The sequence below is a fragment of the Pseudonocardia sp. DSM 110487 genome (assembly GCF_019468565.1).
GTDB lineage: Bacteria > Actinomycetota > Actinomycetes > Mycobacteriales > Pseudonocardiaceae > Pseudonocardia.
Genome location: NZ_CP080521.1, coordinates 6,554,423 through 6,566,682 on the forward strand (window position 1 = coordinate 6,554,423; position 12,260 = coordinate 6,566,682).

13 protein-coding genes are annotated in these 12,260 nt (G+C 71.3%); 6 read left to right on the forward strand and 7 right to left on the reverse strand.

The window, feature by feature from the left end:
* Positions 1 to 48: 48 nt before the first annotated feature.
* The gene (locus K1T35_RS30555) at positions 49 to 2,598 is read right to left on the reverse strand and encodes a tetratricopeptide repeat protein (protein WP_220255254.1); all 2,550 of its coding nucleotides are present in this window, start codon (positions 2,596 to 2,598) and stop codon (positions 49 to 51) included.
* 83 nt (positions 2,599 to 2,681) lie between these two features.
* Here K1T35_RS30555 and K1T35_RS30560 point away from each other — a divergent pair, with 83 nt between their 5' ends.
* Entirely contained in the window at positions 2,682 to 2,960 is a 279-nt protein-coding gene (locus K1T35_RS30560) for an Lrp/AsnC family transcriptional regulator (RefSeq protein WP_220255255.1), read from the forward strand.
* Between the two features lie 69 nt (positions 2,961 to 3,029).
* On the opposite strand, the gene trpD is transcribed toward K1T35_RS30560, so the two are convergent.
* The gene (gene trpD / locus K1T35_RS30565; protein WP_220255256.1) at positions 3,030 to 4,076 is read right to left on the reverse strand and encodes an anthranilate phosphoribosyltransferase; all 1,047 of its coding nucleotides are present in this window, start codon (positions 4,074 to 4,076) and stop codon (positions 3,030 to 3,032) included.
* Positions 4,069 to 4,491 (reverse strand): hypothetical protein, encoded by a 423-nt coding sequence (locus K1T35_RS30570; protein WP_220255257.1) that lies wholly within the window; start codon positions 4,489 to 4,491, stop codon positions 4,069 to 4,071. Before K1T35_RS30570 ends, trpD begins: the two co-directional genes overlap by 8 nt.
* 77 nt (positions 4,492 to 4,568) lie before the next feature.
* Between K1T35_RS30570 and K1T35_RS30575 the strand changes: the two genes are divergently transcribed.
* The 5 genes from K1T35_RS30575 (at position 4,569) to K1T35_RS30595 (ending at position 9,390) form a co-directional block, all read left to right on the forward strand.
* Positions 4,569 to 5,189, forward strand: coding sequence for a heme-copper oxidase subunit III (locus K1T35_RS30575; RefSeq protein WP_220255258.1), 621 nt, complete (start codon positions 4,569 to 4,571; stop codon positions 5,187 to 5,189).
* Between the two features lie 33 nt (positions 5,190 to 5,222).
* Complete coding sequence (locus K1T35_RS30580) at positions 5,223 to 6,065, forward strand: c-type cytochrome (RefSeq protein WP_220255259.1); 843 nt, start codon at positions 5,223 to 5,225, stop codon at positions 6,063 to 6,065.
* Positions 6,062 to 7,192 (forward strand): ubiquinol-cytochrome c reductase iron-sulfur subunit, encoded by a 1,131-nt coding sequence (locus tag K1T35_RS30585; RefSeq protein ID WP_220255260.1) that lies wholly within the window; start codon positions 6,062 to 6,064, stop codon positions 7,190 to 7,192. Before K1T35_RS30580 ends, K1T35_RS30585 begins: the two co-directional genes overlap by 4 nt.
* Complete coding sequence (locus K1T35_RS30590; protein WP_220255261.1) at positions 7,189 to 8,862, forward strand: ubiquinol-cytochrome c reductase cytochrome b subunit; 1,674 nt, start codon at positions 7,189 to 7,191, stop codon at positions 8,860 to 8,862. The genes K1T35_RS30585 and K1T35_RS30590 overlap by 4 nt, the downstream gene beginning before the upstream one ends.
* A gap of 96 nt (positions 8,863 to 8,958) precedes the next feature.
* The gene (locus tag K1T35_RS30595; protein WP_220255262.1) at positions 8,959 to 9,390 is read left to right on the forward strand and encodes a MarR family winged helix-turn-helix transcriptional regulator; all 432 of its coding nucleotides are present in this window, start codon (positions 8,959 to 8,961) and stop codon (positions 9,388 to 9,390) included.
* A gap of 310 nt (positions 9,391 to 9,700) precedes the next feature.
* On the opposite strand, the gene K1T35_RS30600 is transcribed toward K1T35_RS30595, so the two are convergent.
* From K1T35_RS30600 to K1T35_RS30615, 4 genes are read right to left on the reverse strand one after another with little or no spacing between them, the layout of a single operon-like run.
* Complete coding sequence (locus tag K1T35_RS30600) at positions 9,701 to 10,885, reverse strand: glycosyltransferase 87 family protein (protein ID WP_255622693.1); 1,185 nt, start codon at positions 10,883 to 10,885, stop codon at positions 9,701 to 9,703.
* Positions 10,886 to 10,887: 2 nt separating this feature from the next.
* Entirely contained in the window at positions 10,888 to 11,097 is a 210-nt protein-coding gene (locus K1T35_RS30605; protein ID WP_255620916.1) for a DUF397 domain-containing protein, read from the reverse strand.
* The gene (locus K1T35_RS30610) at positions 11,094 to 11,294 is read right to left on the reverse strand and encodes a DUF397 domain-containing protein (protein WP_220255264.1); all 201 of its coding nucleotides are present in this window, start codon (positions 11,292 to 11,294) and stop codon (positions 11,094 to 11,096) included. The genes K1T35_RS30605 and K1T35_RS30610 overlap by 4 nt, the downstream gene beginning before the upstream one ends.
* Before the next feature lie 16 nt (positions 11,295 to 11,310).
* Positions 11,311 to 12,156 carry a helix-turn-helix transcriptional regulator gene (locus K1T35_RS30615; RefSeq protein WP_220255265.1) on the reverse strand — a complete coding sequence of 282 codons (846 nt, stop codon included), beginning with the start codon at positions 12,154 to 12,156 and terminating at the stop codon, positions 11,311 to 11,313.
* Positions 12,157 to 12,260: the final 104 nt, after the last annotated feature.

Sequence of the window (12,260 nt, forward strand, 5' to 3'; positions counted from 1 at the left end):
GGCGCCACCGGAGGGCTGACCGCCACGCGAAAACACCAGCCACCTGGGCTAGAGGTCGTCGAGGTGGGTGCGGATCGTCGTGATGGTGATCCGCTCGCCGTAGCTGATGTCCGTGCCGATGGTCGTCAGCCCGAGATCCATCAGGATGTCGAGGGCGCGCTGCCAGTGCCCGCGGGCGTGATCACGCTCGCCCAGCAGGCGATGGGCGTGGGCGAGACCGTCATGGGCGCGGATCTCGCTCACGGGCTGGCCGAGCTTCGCCGCGAGGTCGAGCGACTGGGTGAAGTAGGCCAGCGCCCGCTCGGCCCAGCCGGCGGTGCATGCGAGCCTGCCGAAGCCGTGCACGGCTTCGTACTCCCAGTTCGGGTTGCCGACCTCACGGGCGAGGTCGAGGGCCTGCTGGTAGTTGGACGCGGCCTGCGCGTCGTGGCCCTCCTCGCGGTGGGCGCACGCCAGTCCGATCAGGCAGCCGAGGGTGCCCCGCTGGTCGCCCACCGCGCGGGAGATCCGCAACGACTGTTCGAAGCACTCGATCGCCCGCTCGAACCGGCCGCATGTCCGGTGCGCGTAACCGAGGCCGTGCAGCGCCAGCCATTCGCCGTTCCGGTCGCCGTGGGCGCGAGCGAGGGTGAGGCATTCCTCGAACTCGCCCGTCGCAGGCTCATCGTTGCGGAGGTGGTGCCATGCGAGGAAGTACAGCGCATCGAACTCGACGTCGTGATCCAACACGTGACGGACACCCGCCCGCGCCGCCGCGAAATGATCATTCGCGCGCCCGTACGCGCCCTGCAGGCTGCGGAGCGCGCCGAGCGACGTCAACGCCCTCACCTCCCCGAGGTGGTGGCCTGCGGCGTGGGCGGTGGCCGCGGCGAGTTCGAAGAGCTCGGCGGCGTGCTGCAGCCTGCTGTGGAACCACCAGTGCACCTTGCCGAGCTGGATCAGCGCGTCGGCCTCGCCATGACGGTCGCCGACGGCCCGCGCGGCGGCCAGCGCGCCCTGGTGGAGGGTCGCGGCTTCGGCGCTGCGCCCCTGGTCGTACAGGTAGCGGTGCACGGCGGCCCCCACATGCGCGACGTGCTCGGGCCAACCGTGCTCGGCGGCGTGCAGCGCGACGGCGACCAGGTTCGACAGCTCTCCTCCGATCCAGGCGCCCGCGCGAGCCGGGTCGGGGAAGGAGGGGACCGCGGTGCGCGCCCTGGGTACGTCCGGCCGCCTGCTCCGTTCGTGCGGGTAGGCGACGTCCATCGCCGCCGACGCGGCGTGCCGGTAGTAGTCGAGCAACCGGGTGACCGCCGCCCGGCGGTCGGGCTCAGCGTCCTCGCGGATCGACGTCGCCCGTGCATGGTCCCGCACCAGGTCGTGGAAGCCGAACCGGCCGGGCGACGGTTCCTGCAGCAGGTGGGCGTCGATGAGCTGTTCGATCAACCGGTCGGCGGCGCTCGGGCCGGCATCGAGCAGGGCCGCCGCCGCGTACCGATCCAGGTCCGAACCGGGGTGCAACGCCAGCAACCGATAGGCCCGCCGGACCGGCTCATCGAGGTCCTGGCACGACGACTCCAGAGCCGCGGCCACGCTGCGCGAGCCCGCCTCGAGTTCGACGAGGCGATTCCGGTGGTCCCGCAGCCTCTCGGCCAGGTTCTCGACCCTCCACGCCGGACGCGAGCGCAGCCGGGCCGCGGCGATCCGCAGCGCGAGCGGGAGCCTCCCGCACAGCGCGACGACCTCGGCAAGCGCCTCGACCGCCGCGCCCTCGGTGCGGCGCTCCCCCGCAGCGCTGACGAAGAGGTCGATGGCGTCCTGGAACGGGAGCACGTCGAGCGACACGACGCGGGTCTGGTCGAGGCCGATCAACCTGCGCCTGCTGGTGACCATCACCAGGCACCCCGGCGTCCCGGGGAGCAGCGGAGCCACCTGCGCTTCGCTCGCCGCGTTGTCAAGCAGGACGAGTACCTTCCGACCCGCCATCCGGCTGCGGTAGAACGCGGCGCGGTCGTCGAGATCGCGGGGAACCTGGTCGCCCGGAACCCCGAGTGCCCGCAGCATCCGATCCAGCGCGTCGCCCGGTTCGACCGGGGCCACGCCGTCCGTGTACCCGTGCAGGTCGAGGAAGAGCTGCCCGTCCGGGTAGTGGCGGGCCATCCGGTGCGCGGCGTGCACCGCGAGCGCCGTCTTCCCGACGCCGGCCATCCCGTCGATCGACGTGATCACCACCGATGTCGCGTCCCCGATCCGGCCGAGATCCGCCAGCTCGGCCACCCGGCCGGTGAACGACGGCGGGGACGCGGGAAGCTGGCGTGGCGTGGCATCCGAAGTCGCGGGCGGTGTCGAGGGCGGTGTCACGGGCATGGCCTGCGCGGACCGGCCCGGTGCGCCGATCGCCCTGCCGCTCCGGAGGGCACCGATCAAGGCGGCCCGTTCCGTGTCGCTCAGCTCCAGCGCCGTCGCGAGCAGCTCCAGCGACGAGCTCCGCGGCCGCGCCGCGTCGCCCGACTCCAGCCGCCGGATCGATCGGACGCTCATGCCGGACCGCTCGGCCAGCTGCTCCTGGGTCAACAGCGCACGTTCCCGCCACGCCCGCAGGCTCACGCCGATGGCCACGATGAATCACCTCTCGGGGTGTCAGGCTACGGTCGCGCCCGGAACGACTAAGGTCGGCTCAGTCCGAACCTGAGGGAGCCGTCGTGATCACCGCGATCGTCCTGGTGCACACCGCCACCGACCGCATCCCCGAGACGGCGCAGGCCATCGCCGACCTCGACGGGGTGTCCGAGGTCTACTCCTGCGCCGGCGACGTCGACCTGATCGCCGTCGTCAAGGTCGCCGAACACGAGCAGCTCGCCGACGTGATCGCGGGGCGGCTCAGCAAGATCGAGGGCGTGCGGCGCACCGACACCCACATCGCCTTCCGCTCCTACTCCCGCGCCGACACCGAGGCCACCTTCTCCGTCGGCCTCGACTGAACGCGACTCGCGTACACGCAGACCGCGACTCGCGGGCGGCCAGGGCTTCGCCCGCCCGCTTGTCGCGCTCTACCGTTTGTGGGCGGTCGAGACCTCGATCCAGCGGGTCAGGAGGCGGTCGGCCGCTCCGGAGTCGATGGCGGCGGCGGCGCGTTCGAGCGCCCCGGGGAAGGCGTCGGCCAGCCGCGCGGGCGGCCCGTCGAACGCCACCAGCGCACCGGCGGCGTTGAGCAGCACCGCGTCGCGCACGGCGCCGGCGCGGCCGCCGACGAGCGCGCGGAAGACCTCGGCGTTCTCGGCCGGGCTGCCGCCGCGCAGCGCCTCCCGGGTGGCGGGTGCGAGGCCGAACGCGAACGGGTCGACGCTCTCCTGCCGCACCTGACCTCCGGCCACGACCCAGACGGTGCTGGTGGTCGTGGTGGTGAGCTCGTCGAGGCCGTCGTCGCCGCGCACCACCAGCGCCGACGCCCCGCGCCCCGCGAGCACCTCGGCGATCACGGGCGCGAGCCGGGGGTCGGCGCACCCGACGAGCGCGGCGGGCGGCTGTGCCGGGTTGGTGAGCGGGCCGAGCACGTTCATCGCGGTGGGCACGCCGAGCTCACGGCGCGGAGCGGCCGCGTGCCGCATCGCCGGGTGGAACACCGGCGCGAAGCAGAAGCCGATGCCGACCTCCGCCACGCAGGCCGCGACGCCATCGGGCGGCAGATCGATCGCGACACCAACGGCCTCGAGCACGTCGGCCGCCCCGCTGGAGGACGACGCGGCCCGGTTGCCGTGCTTGACGACCGGCGCCCCCGCCGCCGCCACGACCACCGCGCTCATCGTGGAGATGTTGACGGTGTGCGCCTGGTCGCCGCCGGTACCGACCACGTCGACGGCCGGACCGGGCACGGTGACCCGCCGGGCGTGGCGCAGCATCGCCTCCGCGAGCCCGGCGATCTCGGCAGCCGTCTCCCCCTTGGCGCGCAGCGCGACAAGGAACCCGGCGAGCTGGGCGGGGGTGGCCTCTGCCGAGAGCACCCGGTCCATCACCCACGCGGTGTCGGCGGCGTCCAGGTGCTCTCCGCGGATCAGCCGGCCGAGCAGACCCGGCCAGCTGAGGCTGATCTCAGCCACGGAGCGCGAGCGACGAGGACCGCCGCAGCACGTCGGCCACCGTCTCGGCGGCGGTGAGCGGGTCGAGCGGGTGCACGAGCACCGCGTCGGCCTGCGACCACGTGGCGAGCCAGCGGTCGTCGCGCCGACGCACCGTGACGATGATCGGCGGGCAGTCGTCGATCTCGTTCTTCAGCTGACGGGAGACGCCCATGCCACCGGTGGGCTGGGCCTCGCCGTCGAGGATGAGGAGGTCGAACTCGCCTGCGTCGGCACCCTGCAGCACCTCCGCGATCCCGCTCGCCTCGTGGAAGCGCACGCGGGGGAGGTCGGGTGCGGGACGCCGGCCGACGGCCATGATGATGGCCTCCCGGACCTCGGGGCGGTGGCTGAACACCAGCACGGTCAGGGTCTCGTGCGCGACGGGGCTGCTCACGCCGACGAACTCTAGTGTGACGTGCTCGTCCGCCGGGTCCGGCCTGCCCCGGGGGTAAAGACGACAGCGTGTAGAAGATGGTCCATACTGCCCGGGTGACGACTGCGGCTCCCACCATCAGCGCGCGAATCCACTCGCTGAACCGCCCCAACCTGGTCAGCGTCGGCACCATCGTCTGGCTGTCCAGCGAGCTGATGTTCTTCGCAGGGCTGTTCGCGATCTACTTCACGGCGCGCGCACAGAACCCGCCGGACCTGCCGTGGCCTCCCCACACCCACCTCGACGTCCCCTACGCGCTCGTGGTGACGATCGTTCTCGTCGCGTCGTCGTTCACCTGCCAGTTCGGGGTGTTCGCGGCCGAGCGCGGTGACGTGTACGGGCTGCGCCGCTGGTACCTGCTGACCCTGCTCATGGGCACGTTCTTCGTGCTCGGGCAGGCCAACGAGTACCGGACGCTGGTCGAGGAGGGCACGACCCTCTCTTCGGACGCGTACGGCACCGTCTTCTACCTGGCCACCGGCTTCCACGGCCTGCACGTCACCGGCGGGCTGATCGCGTTCGTCTACCTGCTGATCCGCACCAAGCTCGGCAAGTTCACGCCACAGCAGGCCACCGCCGCGATCGTCGTGTCCTACTACTGGCACTTCGTGGACGTCGTGTGGATCGGGCTGTTCGCCGTCATCTACTTCATCCGCTGATACCCCGACCGTTAGGGCTGGACGACGCCGACGATGACCACCACACCCCCTTCGAGGAAGCCCCGTGGGCCGCGCAGCCGGTTCCGCCGCCGCGTGGCGGGCGCGCTGGCGCTGGGGATCGGCCTGCTCACCGCGGGTGGCCTGTACACCGCCTTCGCCCCTGAGCCGCAGGTCGCCACGGCGCAGGAGGGCGACGCCGCGCAGATCGCGCAGGGCGAGCAGATCTACAACAACACCTGTGTCACCTGCCACGGCTCCAACCTGCAGGGCGTGCAGGACCGCGGCCCGAGCCTCATCGGCGTCGGTGACGCTGCCGTCTACTTCCAGGTCGCCACCGGCCGCATGCCGCTGGCCCGCCAGGAGGCGCAGGCCCTGCGCAAGCCGCCGCCCGCCCAGTTCGACCCGCACACCGAGGAGGGCGCGGCCAACATCGAGGCGTTGGGCGCGTTCATCCAGGCCAACGGCGGCGGACCCACGCGGCCGAACGTGGAGGGCCTCGCCCTGCGCGGCGACGACCCGGCGCGCGGCGGCGAGCTGTTCCGCCTCAACTGCGCGTCCTGCCACAACTTCACCGGACGCGGTGGGGCCCTGTCCTCCGGCAAGTTCGCGCCGAACCTGGACGCGGCCACCGAGCTGGACATCTACACGGCGATGCTCACGGGCCCGCAGAACATGCCCAAGTTCTCCGACCGGCAGCTCGCGCCGGAGGAGAAGGAGGACATCATCGCCTACGTCATGTCGGTGACGGACGGGAACAACAACCCGGGCGGCGACCCGCTGGGCGGGGTCGGGCCGGTGTCGGAGGGCCTCGTCGCCTTCATCGTCGGCATCGCCGCGATGGTCGGGTTCGCAATGTGGTTGGGGGCCAAGTCATGACCACCTCGCACCAGCATCCACCCTCGCCCACCGCGGCCGAGGTCGAGGACATGACCCTCGAGCAGCGCGCGAAGCTCGCCGGGGATCTCGACGACGTCGACGTCGTCCACAACCAGCGCAAGTGGCCGATCCCCGGAACGCGCGCCGAGAAGCGTGCCGAACGGGCCGTCGCACTGTGGTTCGCGATCTCCGCGCTGTCCGGCCTCGCGTTCCTCGTCGCGTTCGTGGTGTGGCCCTTCGAGTACGTGGCGCCCGGCGAGCCCGGCTATCTGATGTACACGCTCTACACGCCGGTCGTCGGCTTCACGTTCGGGCTCTCGGTGCTCGCGCTCGGCATCGGCGTGATCGCTTACATCAAGAAGTTCTTCCCGGACGAGGTGTCGGTCCAGCAGCGCCACGACGGCGCGTCCGACGACGTCGCCCGGCTCACCGTCACCGCGCAGCTGGTGCAGGCGGGCAAGGACACCGACATCGGGCGGCGCAAGCTGATCGTCCGGGCCGCGGGCGGCGCCGCAGGTGTGCTCGGTCTCGGGCTGGGCGTCGCGGCCGTCGCGCCGCTGGTGCGCAACCCGTGGAAGGGCGGCGACGAGGCCGCGCTGTGGGTCACCGCCTGGAAGCCGGTCAACGGAGAGACCGTCTACCTGCGCCGCGACACGGGCGACGCGCACGAGGTCTCGCTCGTCCGTCCGGAGGACCAGGATCCCGGCTCCATGGAGACGGTGTTCCCGTTCCGGGAGTCCGACCGCGACGACGAGGAAGCCCTGATCCGCGGCCTGCGCGGCTCGGACACTCCCGTCATGCTGATCCGCCTGCGGCCCGACCAGGTTGTCGTGCACCGAGGCGGCCAGGAGAACTTCAACTACGGCGACTACTACGCCTTCTCCAAGATCTGCAGCCACCTCGGCTGCCCCACCTCGCTGTACGAGTCGCAGACCAACCGGATCCTCTGCCCGTGCCACCAGTCGCAGTTCCTGGCCACGGAGTACGCCCGGCCGGTTTTCGGTCCGGCGACCAGGCCGCTCGCCCAGCTTCCGATTACAGTGAATGACGAGGGATACCTCGTGGCCACGGGCGACTTCGCCGAGCCCGTCGGCCCGGCCTTCTGGGAGCGGAGGTACAACCCGTGAGTTCCCTGACCACGCCCACCGGGTCGGGCGCCAACGCCAAGGTGATCGGCGCGCTCGACGAGCTCGACCAGCGCTACCACCCGGCGGCAGGCCTGCGGAAGCAGTTCAACAAGGTCTTCCCGACCCACTGGTCGTTCATGCTCGGTGAGGTCGCCCTCTACAGCTTCATCGTGCTGTTGCTCTCGGGCACCTACCTGGCGCTGTTCTTCGACCCCTCCATGGAGGAGGTCACCTACAACGGCGCGTTCGAGAACCTGCGCGGCATCCACATGTCGCGGGCGTACGAGAGCTCGCTGCAGATCTCGATGGAGGTCCGGGGCGGGCTGTTCGTCCGGCAGGTGCACCACTGGGCTGCGCTGCTGTTCATGGCCGCGATGGTCGTGCACATGTTCCGCACGTATTTCACCGGCGCCTTCCGCAAGCCGCGCGAGGCCAACTGGGTGATCGGCGTGCTGCTGCTGTTCCTGGGCTTCTTCGCCGGGTTCACGGGCTACTCGCTGCCCGACGACCTGCTGTCCGGCACGGGCCTGCGGATCGCATCGGGCTTCATGCTCGCCGTCCCGGTGCTCGGCACGTGGTCGCACTGGGCGATCTTCGGTGGCGAGTTCCCGGGCACCGAGATCGTCCCGCGGCTCTACATCGTGCACGTGCTGCTCATCCCGGGCATCCTGCTCGCGCTGATCGCGGTGCACGTCGGGCTGGTCTGGTACCAGAAGCACACGCAGTTCCCCGGCCCCGGCCGCACCGAGGGCAACGTCGTCGGCGTGCGGATCCTGCCGGCGTTCGCCGCGAAGGGCGGCGCGTTCTTCGCGGTCACCGTCGGCGTCACGGGGATCATGGGCGGGCTGTTCCAGATCAACCCGATCTGGAACTTCGGCCCGTACAACGCGGCTCACGTGTCCGCGGGTTCCCAGCCCGACTGGTACGTGCTGTTCACCGAGGGGATGCTGCGGATCTTCCCGCCGTGGGACATCTACATCGGGGACTACAACATCCCGCCCGCGTTCTGGGCGAGCCCCGCGTTCCTCCCGATCCTCTACACGCTCGCGGGCGCATACCCGTGGATCGAGCGGAAGTTCACCAAGGACAACGCCCTGCACAACCTGCTGCAGCGCCCGCGTGACGTGCCGGTGCGCACGTCGCTGGGCGTCATGGGCATCTCCTTCTACACGGTGCTGGTGCTGTCGGGAAGCAACGACCTGATCGCGTACTTCTTCGACATCTCGCTCAACGCCACCACGTGGGCGGGCCGCATCGGGGTACTGGTGGTCCCGCCGATCGCGTACTGGGTGACGTACCGGATCTGCATCGGCCTGCAGCGGGGCGACCGTGCGGTGCTCGAGCACGGCATCGAGACCGGCGTCATCAGGCGCCTGCCGCACGGTGAGTTCATCGAGGTGCACCAGCCCCTCGGCGGCGTCGACGACCACGGCCACGCGATCCCGCTGGAGTACCAGGGCGCCCCGGTGCCCAAGCGGATGAACCAGCTCGGCATGGGCGGTGCGCCGGTCCCCGGCTCGCTGCTCACGCCGGACCCTGCCGCGGAGACCGCCGCCCTGGAGCAGGCCCGGCACGAAGAGGCCGAGCGGGAGGCGGCGGCCCGCAACGGGCACCAGCCCGCCGAGGTCGCCACCCGCACCGAGCAGCGCGAGGCGATCGGCCAGCAGTAAGGCAGTCCAGAACGAATCGAAGGCCCCGCCGGGCAACCGGCGGGGCCTTCGTCATTTGACGGCACCAGTTACTACGATCTCGTATATTCTGATTTCGTGACTTCGCCCTCCGCGTCCCGCGGTTCTGCGCTGCTCGCACTGCAGCGCGCCACGCACGCCACCCTGCAGATCCTCATGTCCGAGCTGGTCGACCTCGATCTCACCGCGTCGGAGGTCAACGCCCTGGCGATCCTGGCCGACGGTCGGGGCCGCACAATCTCCGAGCTCGGCGCCGCTGCCGGCAGCCGTCCGACCACGCTGACCAGCGTGCTGGACCGGCTGGAGCGCCGGGGCCACATCGCGCGCGGCGCCCGCCCGGGCGACCGCCGGGTCGTGGTCATCGAGCTGACCCCCACCGGCCGCCTTGCCGCCGACACCATCCGGCAGACCCTGGCTGCGATGGAGTCCCGCGCGCTCGACGGCTTGCCCGACGAGTCCATCGCCGCCTTCCACACCGTCCTGCGCGCTCTGGCCGAGGTGCCGTCATGACCGAGAAGGTCTTCGACGAGCTGATGGCGGCGGCAACAGCGGCCGCCGGCACCTTCGGACACCGCGAGCACGTCCACCTGACCTGGCTCGCGGTGCGTCGCGTCGGTATGCCCGCCGCTGTCGCGCTGGTCAGTGACGGTATCCAGCGCACGGCACGCTACGCGGGAGCGCCCCAGAAGTACCACGCCACGATCAGCCGGGCGTGGGTGGAGCTGGTGGCCCACCACGCGGCAGAGCGCGAGGAGCCGGACTTCGACACGTTCGCCGGGCGGCATCCTGCGCTCCTCGACAAGCGCCTGCTCACCCGGTTCTACCGGTCCACGACGCTCGCCGGCGCACAGGCCCGCACCGGTTGGGTGGAACCCGACCTCTCCCCCTTCCCGTGGAAGGTCAGCGACCTTAGAGCCTCGGCGAGCAGCACGGCCAGGTACAGCACGAGGTAGGCGTCCGGCCAGACCGAGATCAGGCCGGTGGCGGGGATCGGGCCGACGACCGGGCCAGGCAGGGCCGTGACCACCGCGACGGTCGCGGCGAGCACACCCGCCAGCCCCGCCGCCGCCCAGCGGTCGCCTGCCAGCACCCGGCCGCCGAGCAGCACGGCGAGGGGGACGACCCACACGTAGTGGTGCGACCACGCGAACGGCGCCAGCGCCGCGGAGGCGAGCCCGCAGAGCGTCACCGCGAGCACCTCCTCCCCCGCACGGTGCGCCCGCACGGCCAGCACGATCGTCACGGCCCCGAGCGCGGCGGCCGTCACGAGCCATGGCAGTCCCTCGGCGCCGAGGCGGGCGAGCAGCCCGTTCAGCGCGTGGTTGCTGGGTCCCGCGACGTCGGAGATCCGGTTCGCCGCGAGGAAGGTGCCGTCGAACCAGAACGCCGCCGAGTCGGCGGGCGCGAACAGGAACCCGAGCCCGGCCGCCGCAACGAAGGTCGCGAGGGCCGTGGCCGCCGCCCGCCACCTCCGGGTGGCCGCCAGGTACACGACGAACAGCAGCGGCGTCAGCTTCACGGCCGCCGCGAGGCCGATGCCCACGCCGCGCAGGCGGCTCCCGGGCCTGCCCAGGAGGTCTCCGACCACGAGGGCGAGCAGCACGATGTTGATCTGCCCGAGGTAGAGGGTGGTGCGCACCGGGTCGAGCGCCGTCGCGACCACCGCGAGCAGCACGACCACGGGCCACCCCGCCCGGGGCACGCACCGGTGCACGACGAAGGCGATGAGCGCCACGCCCGCGGCCGTCCACAGCACCTTGAGCAGGTCCAGCGGCAGCAGCGCGAGCGGCGCGAACAGGACCGCGGCGAACGGCGGGTAGACGAACGGCAGGTCCAGCAGCACCCCGCCCGCGTACAGCGGGGCGCCGTCGAGCACGTGCTCCCCGCCCGCGCGGTAGACCTGCAGGTCGATCAGCAACGCGTGCGCGTCGGGCCACAGAACGAACACCACGGCCTGCGCGACGAGCACCAGCGCGGCGGCCCCGATGAGGAGGCCCGCGGGCATTTTCACTCGGGGAGGTCGAACTCGCCCGCGTCCACGCCCTTCACGAACGCGTCCCACTCGGCGGCCGTGTACACGTGCGGCTCACAGTCCGGGTCGTTGGCGCGGCGCAGCGCCGCACCGCCGTCGGGCAGCCGGGCGATCTCGACGGCGTCGTCACCGCTGCTGGTCCTGCTGCGCATCCAGACGACGTCCTCGGGCACGCGCGAAGTCATGAGTGGTCGAACTCCCCGTTCCGGACAGCGTTGAGGAAATCCCGCCAAGAAGTGGCGGAGTGCAGGTGGGGGGCGCGGGCACGGTCCTTGGTGTCGCGGACGGCCACACCGGTCGGGGTCGGGGCGACCTCGACGCAGCTGCCGCCGTTCTCGCCGCTGAAGGTACTCGTGCGCCACTCAAGGCGATCCCAATGCACGGCGCCACCTTCCTGATCACAGCTCCCCAGCGATGCGCTGGATGACCTCTCGCGACTCCACCGGGGCCAGCGCGAGGGTCCGCAGCCTCTCGAATTTGAGTCTAGCCAGCGTGACGGCCGGTTCCTTCTCCAGGTGGGTGGCGCCGAGGGCGTGCTCGACGTAGGCCATGTCGGGCTCACCGAGATCGCCGAAGCTGAGTATGTAGAAGCCCGACGCGAGCGACGGATGCGCGCCTCGTCCCATGGGAAGCACCTGCAGGGAGACGGTCGGCAACTCACTCGCGATCAGCAGATGCTCCATCTGAGCCCGCGACGTGGCCCTGCCACCGACGGGATTGCGGAGCACAGCCTCATCGATGATCGCCACGAGCTGGAGCGGGTCGTCGTCGGACTCCAGGCGCTCCTGCCGAATCATGCGTACCTGGATGTCGCGCTCGCGCTCGTCGGCGGAGCGGGGCAGCGGCGAGGCCTCGTACAGGGCGCGGCTGTAATCGGCGACCTGCAGCAGGCCCGGCACGAACCCCGCCGCGTACTCCTGCACCTGCGTCGCCTCGGTCTCGTAACCCACGTAGGAGTTGTCGCCCAGTCCGTAGGCCCGGTACCAGCCCGGTTTCGCCGCCTCCCGCGCCAACTCGAGCATCTCGGCCCACTCGTCCCCGGCGTCGTACAGGTCGAGCATGCTCTTGACCAGGTGCACATCGGCCTTCTGCTGCCCGTTCTCGATCCGGCTGAGCCTGCTCGCCGACGTGTCCAGCGCGGGTGCCGCCTCGTCCAGCGTCAGCCGGGCCCCCTCCCGCAACTTCCGCAACCTGCGTGCCAGGATGCGTCGTCTGATCGACGCCCCGTTCCGCTTCGCCCCCATGCGCCCTCCGCGTCCGGCCGATGACCGATCGTGGCATCGGGAACGGGACAGGTGGGATTCCCACTCCACTGATCATTCCGAGATCCCCCTCAGCGCCCTCGCAA

Coding starts and splice junctions, on each gene's coding strand:
- K1T35_RS30575 (WP_220255258.1), top strand. CDS start 4,569: ATGGTCCATACTGCCCGGGTGACGACTGCGGCTCCCACCATCAGCGCG.
- K1T35_RS30580 (WP_220255259.1), top strand. CDS start 5,223: ATGACCACCACACCCCCTTCGAGGAAGCCCCGTGGGCCGCGCAGCCGG.
- K1T35_RS30585 (WP_220255260.1), top strand. CDS start 6,062: ATGACCACCTCGCACCAGCATCCACCCTCGCCCACCGCGGCCGAGGTC.
- K1T35_RS30600 (WP_255622693.1), bottom strand. CDS start 10,885: ATGCCCGCGGGCCTCCTCATCGGGGCCGCCGCGCTGGTGCTCGTCGCG.
- K1T35_RS30605 (WP_255620916.1), bottom strand. CDS start 11,097: ATGACTTCGCGCGTGCCCGAGGACGTCGTCTGGATGCGCAGCAGGACC.
- K1T35_RS30615 (WP_220255265.1), bottom strand. CDS start 12,156: ATGGGGGCGAAGCGGAACGGGGCGTCGATCAGACGACGCATCCTGGCA.